This window comes from Brevibacterium sp. XM4083, from assembly GCF_006489205.2.
Taxonomy (GTDB): Bacteria; Actinomycetota; Actinomycetes; order Actinomycetales; family Brevibacteriaceae; genus Brevibacterium.
Genome location: NZ_VFYR02000002.1, coordinates 1 through 21,335 on the forward strand (window position 1 = coordinate 1; position 21,335 = coordinate 21,335).

20 protein-coding genes are annotated in these 21,335 nt (G+C 67.3%); 14 read left to right on the forward strand and 6 right to left on the reverse strand.

What is annotated here, in order from left to right; translation table 11 throughout:
- The first annotated feature begins 191 nt into the window (after nt 1–191).
- Complete coding sequence (locus FJ887_RS05775; RefSeq protein WP_250786169.1) at nt 192–428, forward strand: hypothetical protein; 237 nt, start codon at nt 192–194, stop codon at nt 426–428.
- A gap of 205 nt (nt 429–633) precedes the next feature.
- Here the strand turns inward: FJ887_RS05775 and FJ887_RS05780 are convergent, their stop codons facing one another.
- Together FJ887_RS05780 and FJ887_RS05785 are read right to left on the reverse strand one after the other, a co-directional pair.
- Nucleotides 634–1,218, reverse strand: a complete 585-nt coding sequence (locus FJ887_RS05780; RefSeq protein ID WP_137825617.1) for an HhH-GPD-type base excision DNA repair protein — start codon at nt 1,216–1,218, stop codon at nt 634–636.
- 111 nt (nt 1,219–1,329) lie between these two features.
- Entirely contained in the window at nt 1,330–2,427 is a 1,098-nt protein-coding gene (locus FJ887_RS05785) for a type I restriction endonuclease (protein WP_137825616.1), read from the reverse strand.
- A 156-nt stretch (nt 2,428–2,583) separates the two neighbouring features.
- Here FJ887_RS05785 and FJ887_RS05790 point away from each other — a divergent pair, with 156 nt between their 5' ends.
- The 11 genes from FJ887_RS05790 (at nt 2,584) to FJ887_RS05840 (ending at nt 12,987) form a co-directional block, all read left to right on the forward strand.
- Nucleotides 2,584–2,967 carry a YchJ family protein gene (locus FJ887_RS05790; RefSeq protein WP_249356765.1) on the forward strand — a complete coding sequence of 128 codons (384 nt, stop codon included), beginning with the start codon at nt 2,584–2,586 and terminating at the stop codon, nt 2,965–2,967.
- A 199-nt stretch (nt 2,968–3,166) separates the two neighbouring features.
- Entirely contained in the window at nt 3,167–3,658 is a 492-nt protein-coding gene (locus tag FJ887_RS05795) for a DUF2087 domain-containing protein (protein ID WP_137825615.1), read from the forward strand.
- The gene (locus tag FJ887_RS05800; RefSeq protein ID WP_137825614.1) at nt 3,655–5,028 is read left to right on the forward strand and encodes an MFS transporter; all 1,374 of its coding nucleotides are present in this window, start codon (nt 3,655–3,657) and stop codon (nt 5,026–5,028) included. Before FJ887_RS05795 ends, FJ887_RS05800 begins: the two co-directional genes overlap by 4 nt.
- A gap of 127 nt (nt 5,029–5,155) precedes the next feature.
- On the forward strand, nt 5,156–5,665 hold the full coding sequence (locus tag FJ887_RS05805) for a phosphoribosyltransferase (protein WP_137825613.1): 510 nt from the start codon (nt 5,156–5,158) through the stop codon (nt 5,663–5,665).
- Between the two features lie 37 nt (nt 5,666–5,702).
- Complete coding sequence (locus FJ887_RS05810) at nt 5,703–7,022, forward strand: carboxylesterase family protein (RefSeq protein ID WP_137825612.1); 1,320 nt, start codon at nt 5,703–5,705, stop codon at nt 7,020–7,022.
- Between the two features lie 229 nt (nt 7,023–7,251).
- Nucleotides 7,252–9,279: a vWA domain-containing protein gene (locus tag FJ887_RS05815; RefSeq protein ID WP_137825611.1), complete on the forward strand. Its 2,028-nt coding sequence runs from the start codon at nt 7,252–7,254 to the stop codon at nt 9,277–9,279.
- Between the two features lie 42 nt (nt 9,280–9,321).
- Nucleotides 9,322–9,924 carry an alternate-type signal peptide domain-containing protein gene (locus tag FJ887_RS05820; RefSeq protein WP_140955199.1) on the forward strand — a complete coding sequence of 201 codons (603 nt, stop codon included), beginning with the start codon at nt 9,322–9,324 and terminating at the stop codon, nt 9,922–9,924.
- Nucleotides 9,925–10,005: 81 nt separating this feature from the next.
- Nucleotides 10,006–10,632: a signal peptidase I gene (locus tag FJ887_RS05825; RefSeq protein WP_137825609.1), complete on the forward strand. Its 627-nt coding sequence runs from the start codon at nt 10,006–10,008 to the stop codon at nt 10,630–10,632.
- Nucleotides 10,629–11,237 (forward strand): hypothetical protein, encoded by a 609-nt coding sequence (locus FJ887_RS05830; RefSeq protein WP_137825608.1) that lies wholly within the window; start codon nt 10,629–10,631, stop codon nt 11,235–11,237. Before FJ887_RS05825 ends, FJ887_RS05830 begins: the two co-directional genes overlap by 4 nt.
- Nucleotides 11,234–11,920, forward strand: a complete 687-nt coding sequence (locus tag FJ887_RS05835) for a hypothetical protein (RefSeq protein WP_137825607.1) — start codon at nt 11,234–11,236, stop codon at nt 11,918–11,920. Before FJ887_RS05830 ends, FJ887_RS05835 begins: the two co-directional genes overlap by 4 nt.
- On the forward strand, nt 11,917–12,987 hold the full coding sequence (locus FJ887_RS05840; protein ID WP_137825606.1) for a hypothetical protein: 1,071 nt from the start codon (nt 11,917–11,919) through the stop codon (nt 12,985–12,987). Before FJ887_RS05835 ends, FJ887_RS05840 begins: the two co-directional genes overlap by 4 nt.
- A gap of 120 nt (nt 12,988–13,107) precedes the next feature.
- On the opposite strand, the gene FJ887_RS05845 is transcribed toward FJ887_RS05840, so the two are convergent.
- Nucleotides 13,108–15,882 (reverse strand): LuxR C-terminal-related transcriptional regulator, encoded by a 2,775-nt coding sequence (locus FJ887_RS05845; RefSeq protein WP_137825605.1) that lies wholly within the window; start codon nt 15,880–15,882, stop codon nt 13,108–13,110.
- A gap of 160 nt (nt 15,883–16,042) precedes the next feature.
- Here FJ887_RS05845 and FJ887_RS05850 point away from each other — a divergent pair, with 160 nt between their 5' ends.
- Both FJ887_RS05850 and FJ887_RS05855 read left to right on the forward strand, forming a co-directional pair.
- Nucleotides 16,043–17,125 (forward strand): winged helix DNA-binding domain-containing protein, encoded by a 1,083-nt coding sequence (locus FJ887_RS05850; RefSeq protein WP_137825604.1) that lies wholly within the window; start codon nt 16,043–16,045, stop codon nt 17,123–17,125.
- A 149-nt stretch (nt 17,126–17,274) separates the two neighbouring features.
- A complete protein-coding gene (locus tag FJ887_RS05855) occupies nt 17,275–18,192 on the forward strand; it encodes a diacylglycerol/lipid kinase family protein (protein WP_137825603.1) in 918 nt (305 codons plus the stop codon).
- A gap of 22 nt (nt 18,193–18,214) precedes the next feature.
- Here the strand turns inward: FJ887_RS05855 and FJ887_RS05860 are convergent, their stop codons facing one another.
- The 3 genes from FJ887_RS05860 to pdxS are packed head-to-tail and all read right to left on the reverse strand — an operon-like array spanning nt 18,215 to nt 21,313.
- Nucleotides 18,215–19,867, reverse strand: coding sequence for a helicase HerA-like domain-containing protein (locus FJ887_RS05860; protein WP_137825602.1), 1,653 nt, complete (start codon nt 19,865–19,867; stop codon nt 18,215–18,217).
- Nucleotides 19,857–20,438 carry a pyridoxal 5'-phosphate synthase glutaminase subunit PdxT gene (pdxT, locus tag FJ887_RS05865; protein WP_137825601.1) on the reverse strand — a complete coding sequence of 194 codons (582 nt, stop codon included), beginning with the start codon at nt 20,436–20,438 and terminating at the stop codon, nt 19,857–19,859. The genes FJ887_RS05860 and pdxT overlap by 11 nt, the downstream gene beginning before the upstream one ends.
- Complete coding sequence (gene pdxS, locus FJ887_RS05870; protein WP_137825600.1) at nt 20,432–21,313, reverse strand: pyridoxal 5'-phosphate synthase lyase subunit PdxS; 882 nt, start codon at nt 21,311–21,313, stop codon at nt 20,432–20,434. Before pdxS ends, pdxT begins: the two co-directional genes overlap by 7 nt.
- Nucleotides 21,314–21,335: the final 22 nt, after the last annotated feature.

Below are 21,335 nucleotides of genomic sequence, written 5' to 3' on the forward strand. Positions count from 1 at the left end.
TGCTCACGGAGAAACGGTTTGCCAATAAGCAGCAGATCGCGGTGGTCACGGCTCGTGACAAGGGGTGTACGTTCCCGGGGTGTGATGCGCCTCCGGGGTGGTGTGATGCCAATCATGTGGTCCCGCATGCCCGGGGTGGGTTGACGGAGATCAACAATCTGGCCCTGGCGTGCAGTGCTCATCATCATCTGATGGATCGGTCGGAGTGGGAGATGCGGATGATGGCCAATGGGCGCCCGGCGTGGGTGCCACCGGCATCGGTCGATCCTGCCCGGGAACCGGTCTTCCATCCCCGGTTCCTGGCCGAGGACATCATGAGCACCCTCTTCGACGACCTCGCCGACACGGGCGGCCACGATGAGGGTGGCGGGGGCGAGTCGGGTGCCAACGGGTCGAGTGCCAACGGGTCGAGTCGGCCACCAGACTGAGATCTGAGGGGAGAACTGTGCCCGAACCCAATCAGTGCCTGAACCCGATCTGTATCCGAACTCAATCTGTGCCACAACTCAATCTGTGGCTATGGGACCATCACCATTTGTGGCTGTGCAACCATCACCTGAACGACACCGCAGCCGACCAGACCGTCGGGGCACCGTCAGCTGAATGCGAACTGCCGACGATACGAACCAAACTTTACTTCGCTGCTTTCTCGGCCTTCGCCGCAGCCTTGGCCTGCTTCTTGAAGGCTCGGACCTCTTGAAGAGTTCCCTCGTCAACGACGTCGGCGATCGAGCGACGGCTGCCGTCCTCACCATAGACACCAGCCGCCTCGCGCCAACCAGGCGCCGTGAGACCGAACTGCTTGCCGAGGAGCGCAAGGAAGATCTTCGCCTTCTGCTCCCCGAAACCGGGCAGGCTCTTCAGACGCTTGAGCACCTCGACGCCGGTCGGTTCACCACGAGTCCAGATCGCCGCGGTGTCACCGTCGTAGTCGTCGACAATGGCCTCGGCGAGCTTCTGCACTCGGGCAGCCATGGACTTCGGGAACCGATGCACGGCGGGCTTCTCCGCGAACTTCTCGAGGAAATCGTCCGGATTCATCTCCGCAATCTCGGCGACGTCGAGCCTGCCCAGACGCTCAGCGAGCTTCGCCGGACCAGCGAACGCGACCTCCATCGGGACCTGCTGGTCGAGCAGCATGCCTGTGAGCAGGGCGAAGGGATCCTCGGCGAGGAGTTCATCGGACTTGGGATCACCGGAGAGATAAACGGTCGTCATCCCTCCATACTGGCACGTTCGCCGAAATGAAGCACTCGATGTGCGCGTCAGCGTGATCAACCGGCGTGATGGGCACCTTGGCGCCATAACGCCGGTTGTGGTCACTCTTGTTCAGTCCAGATAGTTTCTAACCGTTGCGCGGATATGTTCGGCATGTTCATAGATGGACTCAATTCCATCGATTGGAATCCGAGTTTCTTTCTTATCTTCGTCGAAGATCCCGAGATACTTTTGCTTCTTGCCGTTGAAATGCAGACGAGCAATTGGCTTCCGATTATTGTCGTCAAGTATGACCGCGAAATAAGATTTGGCATCGCGCTGCGCGACGCGTTCTGGCTTTACTTCGCTGCATGCAATAGCTTTCACGATTTGATAACCCTCTAGTTCTTCTAGAGTGGTTTCAATTTCAGTGTCCCGGTTCAGGTCGTCTTCAGCAACTTCGGAACTGCTTATCACTTCTTCGGGCGAGGTGTTAGCGCCCATTGATGTATAGCTTGCTCCCAAGGCAGTTTTAAGTCGGTCGTTAGCCTGCTCGTTAAGGTATTGCTTTGCGGCTTTGGTGACGAGTTCTGTGAATTGTGCCTTCGCTTCTTGCGTGAATCGGCCATCGTACACTCGACTGGTAAACAGTCGGACAAATGCTTCATCTGGTTCTCGGAACTGACTTGCCATCTCCCTCTTGATTGCCCCGACATATTTGAGTTCTTCTGCTGCGCTGATGACCGAGTCGAGGTCAAAGATTTCTTTGGACAGTTTCCGAAGTTCGGGAATGAGGGTCTCGTCCACATCGTTCAGATCCAAGACCAAAAATGGCCGGGAATCCATCTTGTTCGGTGCATCCAAGTCGGTGTAGAAATTGTACACTTCGCCGTTGGTGAGCACCGCAATTCGAGCATTTGTGACCGAGAAGTATCTGAAAAGCTGAGACGCGTGCTCTATCCTGATCGACTCTGCTGTTTTCTTGCATTCGATGAGGATCTGCACTTCGCCGTCGCGTAATATCGCATAATCTACTTTCTCGCCCTTTTTAACTCCGACGTCTGCAGTGAATTCGGGGACTACCTCTAGCGGATCGAAAATGTCGTATCCAAGGATTGTTGATATGAACGGCATGACGAAAGCGTTCTTTGTGGCCTCTTCCGTCTGGATTGCGTCGCGTTGATTCTGAACTTTTGTGGCGAGTGCTGCCAGCCGCTCTTCAAATTCCAATTTTCCTCCTAGAGGGTTTCGATCCTGTCTCACGGGGGCGAATCACACTATATCCGTAGCCAGCCATCGGAGTGCGATGGGCCGGCCCGCCGTGTCCGGTAAATCGTCCGAACATCAGGCCCGCATCGATCTCTCGGCAACCGATATCATCGAGCCATGACCTGCCCCTGCTCCGGAATGCCACCTGGTGCCGGCTTCGACGAATGCTGCGGCCCCGCCCTCGACGGCCAGCGATGGCCGACGACCGCCGAAGCGCTCATGCGATCCCGCTTCACCGCTTTCGCCACGAAGAACGCCGACCACCTCTTCCGCACCTGGCATCCGCGCACCCGGCCGGCCGACCTCGGCGTCGACGACCTCGTCACCTGGACACGACTCGACATCGTCGACACCACCGGCGGCCTGGAGAACGACGACACCGGAACGGTGCACTTCCGCGCCCACTACCGCGACAGCCTCGGCGACCACATCCTCGAGGAGAACTCCGCTTTCGTGCGCCGCGCGGGCCGATGGCTCTACCTCGCACCCGCCGAGGACTGATCGCACGGTCCATCTCACGGGCGCCGGACATGACCTATACTCGTGCTCAGCGGCGCATCCGACGCCCAGCCCGGTCTGGCACCCCAGCACACAGACCATCCGGCGAAGGGGAGTACATCCTCGGATCGACCCGTCAGCGGTGAACTCCTGACCGGGCATTGAGCTGGGGCAGCGTTCGGTCGGCAAAGGACTGACCACCATGACGAAGAACAGCGACTTCAAATCCCTCGTGCGCGAACGCATGGCGCAGACCGGGGAGAACTACACCTCCGCCCGCGCCGCCCTCCTCTCACAGCGGCTCCTCGCCCCCGCCCCGGCGACGAATGCCGACCCGGTGACCGTCGACCCTGAACTCGCAGCCGCGCTCGACGCCTTCCGCGCGAAGACACGCCGGACTTTCATGCCGCACGGGCGACTCACCGCCATCCCGATGAAGCGGCGGGCACTCGTCGTCCTCCTCCTCGACATCCGCGACACCGTCGACAGCGACCGGATCTACACGGAGAAGGAGATCAACGAGCACCTCGAACAGTTCCACGCCGACTTCGCCCGTCTGCGACGCGAGCTCATCGACTACCAGTACCTCGAGCGCAATCCGCACACCGGGGAGTACTGGCGGACCGACACCCTTCCCGAACGACGAGGGAACATCAGCCAGGAAGCGGGGCATCTCGAACAGCTGCCGCGATGACCGCGCCGACGACCACTCGGGGCTTCCGCTCGTCCCGGTTCGCCGGCGTCTTCACCTCCGCCTTCAGCGGTGACCTCGCTGCCGCTTCCACCTCGGTCGGGATACCCCTGCTCATCGTGGGACCGCTCGGCGCCGACGACGGCGTCGTCGGACTGGCTGTCGCCGCCGACGACATCGGCTGGCTGATAGTCGGACCCATCGCCGGGGTCCTCATCGACCGACAGGGATTCCGACGCCTGCTGCTGACCAGCGAAGCCGTTCGCTTCACCGCATTCGCCGCGATCGTCGGCCTCGCCTTCGCCGGCATGCTGCACCCGGCAGTGCTCATCGGACTGCTCGTGGCGGTCAGCATCGCCAGCGTCTTCTTCCTCGTCGGCTCACCGAGCCTGCTCGCCACCGGCATCGACCCCGACGACCTCACCAAAGCCAACAGCGCCCTGACGTGGAGCCAGTCCGCGGCGATGATCCTCGGACCACCTCTCGCCGGTGCGCTCGTCGGGTTCGCGAATCCCGCCGCCGCACTGCTCGTCACCGCGCTGGGCTACCTCGTCTCGTTCGTCCTGCTCGCGGCGGTTCTTCGCCATTGGGACGATCCTCAGCAGGGGAGGACCGACCGTGAGACGGCAGACGGCGACACCCGACACGAGGACATCGACCTCCGCGAGAAACAGTGCGATACTCGGCCGGAGTCGTCGGCAGGCACCGAGGAGGCTCGCCCGCGCCGGCCACTCGCCGCCGGTCTGATCGCCGACGTCCTCACCGGATGGCGATACCTCCTCAGCCGCACCGACGTCATGCGCATGGTCGTGAGCGGGGCCCAATTCAACCTCGCACTGAGCATGCAGCAGGCCGTCATCGTCGTCTATCTCCTGTCACTCCCAGGCTTCACCGCCTCCCTCATCGGCGTGGCGCTCGGCGCCGCCGGGTTCGGCGGAGTCTGCGCCGCCATGACCGCCGACCCCATCGCCCGACGCTTCGGTGAGGGACGGGTCGTGTTCTGGTGCGTCCTCGGCGGCACCGGGCTCGGCCTCCTCATCCCACTGACCACCTCGGTGCCGGGGATCGTCTTCCTCGTTCTCGGCTATTTCGGACTGAGCGTCGCCACCGTCGTCTTCTCCGCGATCACCGGCGCCTACCGCCAGCGCACGATCCCCGTTGCCCTGCTCGGCCGCGTCACCGCCGCAAGCCGCCTCGTCTCCTGGGGCATCGCACCGTTCGGCGCCCTGGGCGGGGGAGCGATCGCCGCATCGGCGGGTCCGTGGTGGGGTCTGGCCGCCTCGGCGCTCATCTTCGTCGGATCGGCAGGGTGGCTGTGGGGAATCAAATGGCAGATCAGCGACTCCGGCGCGTATCCTGAGATTCCCGACTGAGACAACCGCGACTGAGACAACCACGACGGAGACAACCGCGACTGAGTCAACCGCGACTGAGTCAACAGAGCACCCCGACCGACACCGAACTCGCGAATCCCGACACACCGACGCACGAGGAGCACCCATGGGCCAGGCCTACCACGCCGATTCGACCGATCTCACCGACAAGGAGATCCTCAGCTGGGACACCTTCGGCCAGTCGGCCAGGGATCTCGCACAGACCATCGCGGACTCCGACTACGACCCGGAGATCGTCATCGCGATCGCCCGCGGCGGACTCCTGCCCGCCGGTGCCCTTGCCTACGCCCTCGGCCTCAAGCTCTCCGACGCGATCAACGTCGAGTTCTACACCGACGTCGAGGAGACCCTGCCCGACCCGATCCTGCTCGCCCCGATGCTCGACATCGAGGCGATCAAGGGCAAGAAGCTCCTCGTCGTCGACGACGTCGCCGACTCCGGACGCACCCTCGCCCTCGTCCTCGAACTGCTGAAGAAGAACGGCGCCGAGGCGCAGTCCGCTGTCATCTACGCGAAGTCCGCGTCGATCGTCGACCCCGACTTCGTGTGGAAGCGCACCGACCAGTGGATCGTCTTCCCGTGGTCCGCTGAACCCCCGGTCGAGCCCTCGAAGTAAGCCGTTCTCGACGAGACGCGTGCAGGACCGGGCAGCGATGAGTGCGCAGACGACGACGGCGCGGGTCGACATCCCGGCGCCGTGCGGGACCGTGCGCGCGGTCGTCGACGACGAGGTCATCCGCGCCCGCGGCATCCGCTACGCCCGCGCCGAACGCTTCGCTCCACCGGTCGACGAACCTGCCGTCGACACCATCGACGCAACGCGCCCCGGCCCTGCCAGTCCCCAGCGTCACATCGACCCCAACGCCGAATACAGCTTCGACCAGATCGGCGGGCTGACCACCAGCGAAGACTGCCTGCGGGTGAGCGTGACGATGCCGGCCGACGCCCTCACCGGAGAGGCGGCGCTGCCCGTCCTCGTGTGGATCCACGGCGGCGCCTACGTCTCCGGCGCCGGTGACGCCGAGATCTACGACCCCCGTGCCCTGGTCACCGAGCAGAACATCATCGTCGTCTCCGTGACGTACCGCCTCGGCGTCCTCGGCTATCTCGGCCAGGGCCGGCCCGAGCACTCGAACCTCGGCCTCCTCGACCAGATCTCCGCGCTGCGCTGGGTGCAGAGGAACATCGCCGCCTTCGGAGGCGACCCCGACAACGTCACGATCGCCGGCCAGAGCGCCGGCGCCGACGCATGCGCCCACCTGATGATCGCCGAGGCGACCGCCGGCCTCTTCTCGCGCGTGATCATGGCGTCGGCGCCCTTGGGGCTCTCCGGAGGCACCGAATCGATGAACTGGGCCATGGCCCGCGTCGCCCAGCGCATTCCCGCCGAGGCGAGCGTGCCGGAGATCCTCGCCGCCCAGGACGAGGTCCACAAGGCCGCGCTCGTCGGCGGACTCCACGCGGGCATGTGCTTCGGCGTCCACTACGGCGACTACCCGCTGCCCTCGCGAGCCGACGCCGCAGCCGCATGGAAGAGCGCGGCACCTGAGTACGACGTGCTCATGACCCGCACCGAACGCGAGATCGCCTTCTTCGCGGGGTTCGTCCCCGCCTTCCACCGCCTCCACGCACGCCGGCTGACCTCACCGATGCTCGAATCGCTCATCTCCGGCATCACCTCGGCTGTCTACACCCGCGCGGCGAAGGAGTTCTACGACCGGCACCGGATGTCGGGGGGACAGGGCTCCCGTCTCCTCATCGTCTCCCGTGGGGACGGCAGCTTCTTCGACGCCGCGCACTCCGGTGACCTGCCGCTGCTCTTCCCCGGTCCCGTGTGGGACTCGAGCTTCCTCGACTACGGGACGACCGCCGAGGTGGCCGGACCTGAGCTGCGCCGGATCTGGGGCCGCTTCGCGAGAACCGGAGCGCTGCCGCGGGTGCCCGTTCCCGGGCTCATCGACATCCTCGGCTGAGGCCCCGGGCCGCCCGATTCCGGGACCCGTGGCCCCGATTCCAGGACCCGTGGCCCCGCCTGGATGCGACCTCCGTCACTGCGGCGGAGAAGCCTGAGAACGGGTACGTTCAAACCCCTACAGAACCCAACACTTTCCCAACACCCAACCCGTCCATTCGGCCAGGGTGCTTCGCGCGCGCGATTCCTACACTCGAACAGTTGCCTCCCCACACTGCTCGAGGAGAACCGTGAGAGACCAGCAGGGATTCGCGCCCAGGCTCACCCACGCCTGCGTCATCATCGCCACGATCCTGGTGATGATGTTCTCTGCCGTTCCCGCCGCTCACGCGGACCCGCAGGTCGAGGATGCAGCGCCGACCCCCTCGCAGTCCCCGGCCCCCACCGAGGCCCCGGCACCGGCGGCGGACGAGTCCTCTGAGAAGACAGAGGCTCCCGCACGAGCGCCGCGTGCCGTGGCCCCGCAATCGGTTCCCCGGGCCTCCGGCGACAATGCCGTGATCACCGTCAAGGTCGGCGGAGACCGCACTGCGGCGAACTCCGTCTCCGGACTCGCCGGCGTCAAGCTGCGCCTCTACGACGGCGGCGACAGCGCTCCGACGCGCCCGCGCACCGAGCGCTGGGCCACCTGCACCTCGGACTCCGACGGCGACTGCTCGTTCACGGTTCCCGAGACCGGTCAGACCCGGGTCTGCACACTGATCGTCCTGTGCCGCTGGGAAGACCAGGCGAACCGCAACAAGCAGTTCTGGATCGTCCAGGAGTCCGCTCCGGCAGGCTGGACTGCCAACAAGAACCTCGTCATCGGCACGCCGACGAACAACAAGCCCGAACAGTACACCTTCGTCACGGGCAAGGAGCTCATCGCCGGAAAGACCTACCGCTCCGGCGTGGACTTCATGATCACGACGAACCGGTCGCACATCTACAACTCGACCGGCACCTGGCAGAACAGTCGCACCAATCCGGCATTGGAGACCTCGTGCACTGCCGGACTCCGGGTTGCGCTCGTCCTCGATCTCTCGGGTTCCGTCGAGACCTCAGGAGCGCTCGGCACCCTCAAGGACTCGGCGAAGGGGATGGTGGACGCCCTCAGGGGAACGAACTCCTCGATGGCCCTCTACACGTTCGCCTCCGACGCGCCACGCGACTCCACCGATGGCGGTCGCAACTGGCCCTCGATGTCGATCGACCCCGGTGGCAATGCCGACACCATCAAGTCCCGGATCGATGCCTATTCCGCCGGCGGCGGCACCAATTGGGACAGCGGTCTGTGGCAGGTCGCGAATGCCAACGAGAAGTACGACCTCGCCGTCGTCGTCACCGATGGCCTGCCGACCTACTCCTACGGCAACACCTCGACCAACGGCAACACGACGAGCTTCGACGAGATCGAAGCCGCGATCTACTCCGCGAACGCGATCAAAGCCGGTGGCAGCCGCATCATGGCTGTCGGCGTCGGCGACGGCATCAAGGGCGGCGTCGAGAACCTCGCTGCGATCTCCGGCCCCAACGGCTACAGCGACGGTGGGTCGATCAACGACGCCGACTACTTCCAGACCGGATGGGAAGACCTCGCGATCCTCATGGAGAAGGTCGCCAAGGGCGCCACCTGCCGAGCGGACATCGAGATCGCCAAGCAGACGCTTCCCTACGGAGCCGACAGCACCGCTCCCGGAGGGGCCGGATGGACCTTCGGGGTGACCGCCTCGGCGCCGGGAACCCTGCAGCAGGACAACCGGCAGACGACTCGGGAGAATTCGAAGGTCGGCTACCAGGTCCGCTTCTCCACGCCGAAGCCCGCGCAGAAGTCGAGTGTCGACATCGAGGAGATCCTCACTGATGCCCAGACGGCCGACGGCTGGAGGATCGACGCCGTCGAATGCACTGTCAACGGCGCCAAGGTCAGCGTCGACAAGAGCGACATCAGCCTCGACGTGACCTCCGGCGACACCGTGAAGTGCACTGTGACGAACAAGCAGACGCTCGTGCCCGGTGTCTCGATCGAGAAGAAGGCATGGGACACCCCGACTGCCGATGGACTCGACGGTGCCAAGGAGATCCCCGCCGGGGAGCGGGTGGCCGACGGCACGACGATCACGTGGACCTATCTCGTGACGAACACGGGAAAGACCCCGCTCGACGGCATCAGCGTCGTCGACGACAGACTTCCGGGCACCGCAGTCACATGCCCGAAGACCAGCCTGAAACCAGGCGAAACCATGACCTGCTCCGCCTCCGGCGCAGTGACCAAGTAAGACAGTGCAGCCGAACGGCAGCCACCTCATAAGGAGAGAACAGTGAAGAAGCAGACCCTCGGAATCATCGCCGGAGCGGCCGGAGCAGCCCTGCTCCTCGGCGGCGGAACCTTCGCCCTCTGGTCCGACAGCGCAGAGGCCGACGGCGGACAGATCACGGCCGGCAACCTCGATGTCGCCGTCACCGATTCCGGCTGGCAGGACATCTCGGCCGACCGCGCCGACAGCCCCCACGCGATCGACCTCGCGACCTTCAAGATCATCCCGGGCGATACCGTCCAGGGCAAGTACGGTGTCGACGTCGGCCTCGAAGGCGACAACATGGTCGCGAAGCTCAAGCTCGCCGGCGGCGGAGAGCTCGAAGGCGCACTGGCCGAAGGCCTCAGCCTCAAGTACACCGTCGAGGATGCCAGCGGCAAGGAGATCGCCTCGGGTGACAACGCCGGCGTCGAGGTCACCCTCGTCTCGCCCGACAACACCGCACCCGGCTCCAACCAGGTCGCTGCCGGCACAGCCGTCGACGGCACCGCCGACTTCAATGTCGTCGTCACCGCCGAATTCGACAAGTCCACCCCGAACCGGGAGCTCGTGCAGCAGCAGGCCGCCCTCGCCGGCTCGACCATCCAGCTCAACCAGGACCGCTGAGCCGCGGCACGGCTGACACACCCCGCCGCGGACACGCGGCACATCCGAGAGACGCAGAGAACACACGAAGAGGAGCGCACCATGGCCCGGACCTCGGGATTCGCACGCGGACTGGCGTCCGGCGGGTTCGCCATCCTCCTCGTCGGCTTCCTCGCTCTCGCTGTCGCGGTCGGCGTCGTTCCGAAGGTGATGAACGGAGCGGCGCTGACCGTGCTCACGGGTTCGATGGAGCCCACCTACGAACCCGGCGACATCGTCGTCTCGGTGCCCCAGGACCAGTACCGCATCGGCGATCCGGTGACGTTCCAGCCCCGCTCGAACGTTCCCATGCTCATCACCCACCGCGTCGTCGCCGTCACCGACTCCGCGGACGGCCGCACCTACGTCACCCGCGGTGACGCCAACGGCGACGACGACGAACCCATCGTCGAAGCGCAGGTGATGGGCAAGGTCCTCTATTCGATCCCCAAGCTCGGGTACGTCCAGCAGGCCGTGGGCGGCAACAAGGGTCTCCTCGTCGCCGGCATCGGATTCGTCCTCATCGCCTACGCCGCATACGCCCTCGTCTCCGGCGCGATCGAACGCCGGGGCGAGAAGAAGACAGCGGCGCAGACTCCACCAACGCGTCCGGAGGCGGCGACGGCAGCCGACGCGGGCCCATCGACGATCGAGAACTCACGCACCCCCGAGACGGAGAAGACGACATGACGAGGACGAACTGGCGGTTGCCGCTCCTTGCCGCCGGCGTCCTGCTCGCCGGAACCGCGGTGGGCAGCGGCACCATGGCGCTGTGGAAGACGACGGGCAGTGCCGCGCCGGCAGCGATCGTCTCCGGAAATCTCGACGTCACCGCCGGTGAGACCACGTGGCGTGAGACCTCACCGGACGTCACCGACAGTGGCCGGACGATCGACCCCGACGCCTTCCTCGTCCGCCAGGGCGATTCCGTTGCGATGACCCAGGACTTCACCACCCACCTCACCGGCGACAACATGGTCGCAGGCATCACCGTCAACTGGGCGGACCCTGCCGCTCTGCCCGACGGGGTGACGGGGACCTACGAAGTGCTCGACGCCGCCGGGAACCGCCTCGGCGAGCCCGCACCGATCGGCACCGAGACCACGCTTGACGACCCCAGTGAACTCCTCGTCACCGATGACGCGGGACGCACCGACGACTTCGCCGTGCGCGTCACCCTCGACTTCGCCGACCTCTCCGACCGGTTCACCGCCGAGAGCCCCGTCCAGGTCGCCGACCTCGGACGCTTCGCCTTCACCCTCGACCAGACCCGTGAGGAAGGAGACCGACGATGACGAAGCACCGCACGGCCGCGATCCTCAGCGCGTTCGCGGCGCTCGGCATCCTCATCGGCGCCGGTGGAACCTCTCTCGCCCTGTGGTCCGACACCGCCCACGGCGACGGGGAGATCGCGAGCGGTTACGAATACTTCGCGGCCGGCCGCGTCGACGACGCCCAGCCGGCCACCGACGGGCAAGTCACGGTGGGCATCGGTCCCGCCGATGCCGAGACCCTCATCCGCGACGGCGAAGTCGCCATTCCGCTCCAGACGGATTCACTCAGCCAGGGCAACAAGGGCCTGCGCTATGAGCTCACCCCGCCCGCGTGGTCCGACGGCATCTTCGGTGCCTCCGACGTCATCGTCTTCCCCGTCAAGGCACCCGGCGACTGCACCGTCGCAAACGCTCCCGCCGCACAGGGCGAGCTCACCTCGACCCCGGTGAGCGCCGACTACTCGGATACGACGACCCCGACGACCGAATACTGGTGTGTCACGGCGACGCTGACCGACAACGGCACGGTCGGCGAGTACGAGAACACCGCGACTGTCACCGCTGAGGATCCGGCAGGCACCGAGGTCGAGGCGAAGGACTCCTGGTCGGCGAGGGTCGGCCTCGGCCTCGACCCGAAGAAGGAACCGACCCACGAGATCACGTTCGCCTACGAGACCTTCCGGCCCGGGGGTGAGCAGCCGTGACCCGCACTCGTGTCCTCGTGGCCGGAGCCGTCGTCCTCTTGACGGGCCTCCTGGGCACCGGCACGCCTGCGGTCGGTGCCACTGCTCTGAGCACAGCAGTGAACTCTGCTTTCGTCGCCGGGCCGACCGGACTGAGCGCGCCCAACGCATCGACCACTGCAGCCCAGGTCAGCGCCGCCGGTGGTGAATACCGCGCCGCAGGTGGTCGCTACAGCGCCGCTGGCGCTGACTACAGCAGAGCCATTCAGCTCTCGTGGGACGGCAGCAGCTACAGCGATGCGACGACGGAGAGCTTCGTCGGCTTTCCCGTCGCCGTCCCCGGCGACTCGACGTCTCGCACCATCATGGTCCGCAACGACGGGCCCACCGACGGAACCCTGACCGTGAGCATCGTCGACGTCGAGCTTCTCACCCCGACGATCGACGACGACTTCTACTCGGACCTGCTCATCGACTGGCAGACCGGTCGGTCGTCGATCCGGGACCTCGAGAGCGCAGGCACGACCCGGATCATCGACATGCCGCTGCCCCAGGGGGAGACGACCCCGGTGACGATCGGCTACGTCTTCCCCCGCGAGGCGACCTCGGGCAACAAGTCCGACGTCGGTGAGCGGCAGGGGCGTTTCGACGTGCTCTTCCAGCTCGGCGGTGACGACGCCGAGGCGGACGCCGGGTCGGCGGGGTCCGCCGGAACGGGAACGGACGGCAGCTCCGATTCCGGTGGGCAGTCCGACGCGGGTGGTCAGTCCGACTCCGGTGCAGGCACCGCCGCTGACTCCGATGCGGCGGCGAACTCTCACGCTGGAGCGGACACGAACGCCGGAGCCAACGCGAACGCGCGAGCTGGCGCGGCCGGCTCAGCGAACTCAGACGGCAGCACAGCAGCTGCAGGCGGCAGCGGCTCCACCGCGAACGCCGACGGCAACGGCTCCGGTACCAGCAGCGATGCCGACGGTGGTTTCCTCCCGCGCACCGGTGGGGCGATGTGGTGGATGGCGGTCCTCGGAGCCGTCATCGCGGGCGTCGGTGCCGCCATGGTGCGGCTGGTCCAGCGCCGCAGCAATTGAATTCGAGCACCTGAGCCCGAGCACCTGAACTCGAGCACCTGATCTCGAGCACCTGAGCTTGAACACCTGAGCACAAGCATGGTCCAGGAGCGCGCCCCGCGCCGTGACACCGGCAGCAACTCACCGGAACAGCCGGGCCACCTCGCTGCGCCGATTGAGCTGGAGCTTCCGCAGCACATTCGACACGTGGTAGCGCACGGTCGCCGTGGCGACGAACAGCTCCGCAGCGATCTCCTGGTTGCTGCATCCCTGAGCGAGGAGACGACCGATCTCCATCTCGCGGTTCGTCAGCGACGCGAGCAGATCCTGCTCACTCTCGGCGACCGCGCTCAGGGCGTCCCGGATCCCCGGCTCGTACGCCCCGGCGCCGATCCTCCGCACGATCGCGAGCGCCTGATCGAGGGTCTTCCTCGCCTCCTCGGTGCGACCGAGCCCGGCGAGGACGACGCCGTAGTCGCGCAGGGTGAGCGCCCGGGGCAGGGGGAACCGATCGTCGCGCAGTGCCGCCTCGAAGCGGCGGAGCGCCTCGGCGACGGCATCCGACCGGGTGGACGCCGACCCGGAGACACCACCACCGGCGACGATCCGCCGGGCGCGCAGCCAGTCGACCGAACCCCAGTACGGCTGCCAGCTCGTGCCCTCCATCTCGCCGAGGCGGTCGATGAGTGCGTCGGCCTCGGCGAACCGTTCGAGGTCGAGGAGCGCATGAGCCCGATAGTTGAGGAACCCCCGCTGGGTCCCGATGAGGCTCTTGACCTTCTCCGGGGCGGACGCGGCGAGCACACCCTCGGGATCGCCGTGAGCGCGTGCCCGCTCACACGATGCCGTGATGACCATGTCCGCCGCATACGGCTGCCACGGCATGCTCGTCTGCCGGTCGGTCTGCGCCTCGAGGTCGATGAAGTCCGGCACACCGCGTGCCGCGTTGAGCCACGCATGCAGGCCCGACAGCGGCAGCCGGGTCTCGACGTCGATCGTGCTGCCGCTCGACTCGGTCGCGGAGATGACGAGCTCGGCCGCCTCGTCGAGCGACCCGGTCAGCGACGTCGCATGCGCATGAAGGAGGCGCACCGTTCCCGCACCCCACGGTTTGACGACGGATTCGAGGAGCCCGACGCTGATCCCGGCAAGAGTCCGGGCCCGCCCCACCTCGCCGATCGTCATCGCGACGACTGCGAGCGGAGTGAGGGCGTCGACCTTGAACGAGCTCGGCTCGAGCGCGAGGACACGCGGGACCAGGGAGTCGAGTTCGGCGATGACCGTCGCCCGATCGACCTCGAGGACGAGCTGGAGGAGCCGATACGTCTCGAGAACCATCGCGCTCTCGTCGGGCGCGACCATCCAGCGGATCGTCGGCCGACTGACCTCGGCGGGGTCGCGCGGAGCGCGAGCGATCGTCGCGAGCGCGGCATCGATGACCGGACCCAGCCGCGCGAAGTCCCGACTCCGGATGACCTCGACGACGGAGAGATAGGCCGCGTACGACTGCAGGGTGCGGGTTTCGGGGTCATCGGTCGCCTCGGCGAGGAATGCCGCCAGCCGCGCCTGGGGGAACTCCTGATCCTTGCGGTGGGCGAGCATCGTGAGGATGATGCATTCGCGCACCGGACTCCGCGGCAGGGCCTCGATCTGCGGGAGGAGGTCGAGGACGGTGTACACCGTCTTGCTGCGCATGTTGAGCAGCACGATCCTCAGCAGCATCGTCTGCCGCGCCTGGCCGGTGGCGATGTCGAGGCTGCGGCGCATGACGTCGTTGACGGCGGCAAAGCTGCGGGCGGCCACGGCTTCGGCGACGAACTCGTCGACCGCCTCGGCGAGCTCATCCGACCACTCCTCGGCCCCGCTCAGGGCATACCACATCCGCCGGAACCCGGTCGCCGACGGCGCCAGCGCCCGGTAGATCGCCTGAGCGCGCTCCCTGGGCAGCATCTGCCGCACGGCATGCGCGATGAGCGAATGCCTGGGAGCCACCGTCGACCCGAACCCCGACTCCGTGAGCACCGAGGCGGCGACCGCGGGATGAATGTCGACGGGCTCGCCGAGGCGGTCGGCCACCTCGGCGACGATGTGCGGAGCGAGCTCCGTGTCCGCGCAGCACACGATCTCGACGGCGAGCCGGGCGGCGGGGGAGAGGCCGAGGACCGGAGCGAGGAGCGGATTGTGATCGGGGTCGACGCCGCGGATGGGGATGTCCCAGAGCAGGTGGAGCTTGTTGCGCTCCTGCGGGGTGATGCGGCGGAAGATGCTGTCGATGCCGAGGAAGGACCCGCCCGTGGCGTTGCGCAGCGATTCGGCGGTGAACGGCGAGATCGATGCGCCGAGGACGTCGACCGCCAGCGCCTGGATCTCCGCGATCGTCAGCGGCTCGAGGACGATGTTCTCACCCTGCGGGGAGGACTCGGCGAGGTCGGCGAGGAACGACACGGGGGCACCATGGACGTCGGGCAGCCGGCCGGCGACGACGATGAAGTAGCCCTGCCGCATGATCCGGGGGACGAGGTAGCGGAGCACGAGCCGGGATTCGACGTCGATCCACTGGGCGTCGTCGACGAGGACCGTCTGCAGCGCCGGACGTTCCTTCTCGGTGAACTCGGCCATGATCTCGCGCGCGATGTCGAGCGGTGCTCGGGCGCCGTCGATGATCCGAAACGGTGCGAGCCCCGTGCTCAGCAGCCGTTCGACGAAGCTGAAGGGCGCATCCTTCTCGAACTCGTCGGCAGTGGCGTAGGCGACCGGCGAGGTCGTGAACATCCGCTCGCCGATCCGGCGCAGCAGCCATGTCTTGCCGGTTCCCGCGAAGCCGGTGAGCATGCAGAGCAGCCCGCCTTCGGTCACGGCCCGCGCACAGAGATCGTCGACGATTCGTTCGCGTGCTCTGATCGGACTCAATGTCACCGGGGATTCCTCTGCTGTCGGGAGCGCTGTCCCTTCATGATCGAACAACCGTTCACTATACGTGAAGTGCAACGCCGTGATCAGCGCGTTCTGTTATCCGACCGTAACTGGTGCGTGGTTTCACGGTATCGCATGAGGTTCGTCACGCTACGCTGAGGGCATGGACATCGCACAGGTCTCAGCAGCGCGCATGATCGCCCTGGGCCTGGTCGGTGCTTCCGGTGATGATCCCGCCGAGGTGGTCCGCAGCCTGGCGTGCGTGCAGGCCCAAGCGCTTCCCGGTGCGCTGGTCTCGGTGGCGCTGCGCACCGCCTCGCAGTCCCTGCCCGCCGTGCGCGCGGCGATCGAAAGCGGTGCGGTCGTGCGGACGTGGACGCAGCGGGGCACGATCCACCTCGCCGCCGCCGAGGACGTCGGCGGGATCCTCGCCCTCACCGCACCGCGGCTGATGCGGTCCCAGACTGCGCGCCGCGACCACTTCGGGGTGAGCGAGGCGATGCTCGAGGATGCCGCCGTGCTCGCCGAGTCGGCGATCTCCGCGCGCGGGCCGCTGAGCCGGGAGGACCTCCTCGCCGAGTTCGCCCCGCTCATGGACGGGATCGCCGAGGCGGATGCCTACGGGCGCGAACGCTACCTCATCACGACACTGGCGATGCAGGGCATCCTCGTCCAATCCGGGTTCGCCGCCGGCAGCCAGGAACTCGCCTTTGTCCTGCGTGATCGCAGCGCCGACGCTGTCGTCGACAGCGAGGCGGCCCTGCGCGACTGGCTGCGCCGCTACGTCCTCAGTCACGGACCGGTGACCGTCGATGATGCTGCCCGCTGGACCGGTCTGCCGAAGACGCCGATCCGGGCCGCGCTGCGAGACCTCGTCGACGACGGTTCGATCGTCACGACGACCATCGGCGAGCGCGAGCACGTGCAGGCCCCTGACCTCGACGACCGCCTGGGCGTTTGGGAGGACGAGGCCCGGACGCTCAGGCTCCTGCCCGGCTTCGACGAACTCATCCTCGGGTACAAGGATCGCAGCCAGACGCTCGCCCCCGTCCACGAGAAGGCGGTGGTGCCCGGGGGCAACGGCATGTTCAAGAACACCGTCATCACCGACACCCGCGCCCGCGGAACGTGGAAGCGCTCCCCGCGGAAGACCGGACCGAAGGTGCTCATCGAGCCGTTCGCGGGTGAGAGCATCGACGTCGAACGCGCCGAGGCGGCGGCACACACCCACCCGGCATTCGGCTGAGCGAACGGCGGGGGAGACGGCATGCGCGGCGGCACGGGGCACGGCCTGCGCGGCGGCGCAGAGAATGACCTGCGCGGCGGCGCAGGGAACGGCCTGCGCGGCGGCACGGGAGAGTTCGCGTCGGAGAATCTACGCGTGAGGAGGCGCACATGAGACTGGGGATCATCGTCAATCCGCTCCACGCGCGCACGCACCGCACCCATCACCGGCTTGTCACCCTGCTCGCACGCCTCCACGTCCGGTACCGAACGGTGTCGACGTCGGCCGTCCGGCCGGGTGCCGAGCAGGCCCGTGAGCTGGCGGACTGGGGCGCCGAGGCAGTCGTCGTCCTCGGCGGCGACGGCACGCTCCGGGCGGCCGCCCCGACCCTGGCGATCGCGGATCTGCCGACGCTCGTCATCCCGACGGGAACGGCGAACGTGTTCAGTCGGGCGCTCGGCGTGCCGAACGCCCGCGCCGGCCTCGCCCTCTGCGAGGAGTATCTCCTCGGAGCGGCGACGACGACGGGCGTGCCGATCAGCCTCGCCGAGGGCTTCGATGTCGACGGCGCGCACCGCCACGAGCACTTCCTCTCCCTGGCCGGGATCGGCGGCGATGCCCGCGCCGTCGCCGGTCACCGGCGGGAATGGGGCCTGCTCGGCTATGCCCGCGGGGCCTTCGGCGCGCTCTTCGCGCCTCAGATGGAGGCGCGGATCGATGGGGAGGCGCTGCGCGTCTGGTCGGTCATGGGAGCGAAGGCCGCCCGCCCGGCCGGGCCGATCCCGGTGTTCCCCGGCGCCGAGGTGACCGGTGAGGACCTCGAATTCCTCGCGGTCGTCCTCGCCGCCGACTCACCCGTGAGCCGGGTGGGAGCATGGGCGGGCATCGGCACGGCCTGCGTGCGGGGGCACCCCGAACGCGACGAGGACATGCGCTACTGGACGGCGCGATCGGCCCGGATCTCCGTCGCCGAACCCGCGCCGGTCCACCTCGACGGGGACCATCTCGGCGAGTTCAGCTCACTGCGGATGAGCACCGGAGATCTGCTCCTCGACGTCGTCGTGCCGGCGGCACACGCAATCGACTGACGCTCCTGCCGGCAGCCCGAACCTACCGGCGCCGGCGCGAGGTGCCGAAGATCCCGCGGGCGATCTCCCGGGCCGCCGTGCGAGTGAACTGCTTGAACGCCGAGGAGTTGACGACCTGCGAGAAGAGGTTGTCGTCCTTCTTCTCCGCCTTCGGGTTCTGCTCCCGCGGGGCCCGGGCTCCCTCCTCGGGGAACGGGACTCTGTCGGAACCGCTGCCGGCGTCGCCGCCGGCAGTCGGAGACTCGGCAGTCGAGGACCCGCCTGCTGGCGACCCAGCTGTCTGTGACCCGGCCGTCTGCGAGGCTTCGGCCTCCTGCTCGGCGGCACCCGCTTCGAGGCGCTTCGTGAGGATCTCCCGCGCCGACTCGTTGTCGATCGCAGTCCCGTACTTCTTCTGCTGGTCAGACGCCGCGACGGCGGCCTTGATCTCGTCCTCGCTCATCGGGCCGATCTTCGACTCGGGAGCCCGCACCCGCGTCGCCGCCACGGGAGTCGGCGCGCCGTCGGGATCCATGACGGTGACGACGGCCTCGCCGATGCCGAGCGAGGTGAGCAGCGATTCGAGGTCGTAGTCGGACTTCGGGAACGTCGCGACCGTCGCCTTGAGCGCTTTCGCGTCGTTGGGCGTGTGCGCCCGCAGCTGATGCTGGATCCGGGAGCCGAGCTGCGCGAGCACGTCCTCGGGGACGTCCTTCGGCGTCTGGGTGACGAAGAAGACGCCGACGCCCTTCGACCGGATGAGGCGCACGGTCTGCGTCACCGATTCGAGGAACGCCTTCGAGGCATCGGCGAAGAGGAGGTGGGCTTCGTCGAAGAAGAAGACGAGCGCGGGCTTGTCGGCATCGCCGATCTCGGGCAGATCCTGGAAGAGATCGGCGAGCAGCCACATGAGGAACGTCGAGAACAGCGCGGGGGACTGGTTGAGCTTCTGCAGCTCGAGCACGGAGACGATGCCGGCCCCGCTGTCGTCGACGCGGAGGAGATCGGCGGTGTCGAACTCTGGTTCGCCGAAGAAGACGTCGCCGCCCTGGGCGGAGAGTTCGGCGATCTTGCGCAGGATCACCCCGACCGTCGCCTTCGACGCCCCGCCGATGCCTTCGAGCTCGGCCTTGCCCTCATCGGAGGTGAGGTAGGTGAGGACCGCGCGGAGGTCGGAGAGGTCGAGGAGGGCGAGCCCGGCCTTGTCGGCGTAGTGGAAGACGAGGGAGAGCACCGACTCCTGGGTGTCGTTGAGCTCGAGCACCTTCGACAGGAGGATCGGTCCGAACGAGGTGACGGTCGCACGGATCGGGGTGCCGAGCCCGGAATCGCCGAGGGTGTAGAACTCCGTCGGGTTCGCCGCCGGGTCCCACTCCTGTCCCGCGGCCTCGAGTCGCTTCGTCAGCTTCTCCGAGGCGACGCCGGGCGCGCCGATGCCGGAGAGATCGCCCTTGATGTCGGAGGCGAAGACCGGGACCCCGGCCTTCGAGAGCTGCTCGGCGAGCACCTGGAGGGTCACGGTCTTGCCCGTGCCGGTGGCCCCGGCGACGAGGCCGTGGCGGTTGAGCATCCCCAGGGGGATCGCGATGGGAACGTCGGGAGCAGGGGTCTCCCCGTCGAGCGCCACCCCCAGTTCGAGGGTGGCGCCGTCGAAGGTGTATCCGTCTTTGAGCGTGGTCATCGCCTCAGTCGTCATGGCCCAATCCTCGCACGAACTCGGCGTGGAGTCTCGTGTCCGGACCCAACTCGGGGTGGAAGCTCGCCCCCCACACCGAACCCTGCCGGACGAGGACCGGACGTCCGTGATGCGTCGCGAGCACCTCGGCGCTTCCCGTCTCGACGATCTGCGGTGCCCGGATGAACGTGCCGTCGAAGTCCGGGGCCATCCCTGTGATCGTCAGCGGCGCGACGAAGGATTCGCGCTGCCGGCCGTAGGCATTGCGGGCCACGGTGACATCGAGCCCGCCGAGGCGGTCGAAGCCGGAGAGCGAATCATCGGTGAGGCGGTCGGCGAGGAGGATGAGTCCCGCGCACGTGCCGAACGTCGGCAGACCTCCCCGGATCTCCTCGCCGAGGCGGCCGAAGAGTCCCGTGGGGGCGGCGAGGCGGACCATGGCGCTCGATTCCCCGCCGGGCAGGACGATGCCGTCGAGTCCGGCCAGATGGTCGGGGCGGGTGATCCTGCGGGTCTCGACCCCCAGGGAGCCGAGCACCGTGAGGTGCTCGCGGAACGCTCCCTGGAGGGCGAGGACGCCGACCGTCACCATCCGCGCTCGGCGAGGCGGTGCGGGGCGGGGACGTCGCCGACGTTGATGCCGACCATCGCCTCGCCGAGACCGCGGGAGGCGGCGGCGACGGCGGCGGGGTCGTCGTAGTGCGTCGTCGCCTCGACGATCGCCCGGGCGCGGGCCTCGGGGTTGCCGGACTTGAAGATGCCGGAGCCGACGAACACGCCGTCGGCGCCGAGCTGCATCATCATCGCGGCATCGGCCGGGGTGGCGATGCCGCCGGCGACGAAGGTGACAACCGGCAGGCGGCCGAGCGAGGCGACCTGCTTGACGAGCGGGTAGGGGGCGGCGATCTCCTTGGCCGCGACGTAGAGCTCGTCCTCGCTCTTGGCGCCGAGGGCGCGGATCTCGGAGTTGATCGTGCGCAGGTGGCGCATCGCCTCGGAGACGTCACCGGTGCCGGCTTCGCCCTTCGACCGGATCATCGACGCGCCTTCGGTGATGCGACGCAGCGCCTCGCCGAGGTTCGTCGCCCCGCAGACGAAGGGGACCTGGAAGACGGACTTGTCGATGTGGTTGACGTAGTCGGCGGGGGAGAGGACCTCGGACTCGTCGATGTAGTCGACGCCGAGGGTCTCGAGGATCTGCGCCTCGACGAAGTGGCCGATGCGGGCCTTGGCCATGACCGGGATCGACACGGCGCCGATGATCGATTCGATGAGGTCGGGATCGCTCATCCGGGCCACCCCGCCCTGCGCGCGGATGTCCGCGGGCACCCGTTCGAGTGCCATGACCGCCGAGGCGCCCGCGGCCTCGGCGATGCGCGCCTGCTCCTCGTTGACGACGTCCATGATGACGCCGCCCTTGAGCATCTGGGCGAGTCCGGTGTTGAGCAGAGTCTGAGTCTCGGTCATTGCTGGGCCTTCGTTCTCCGGC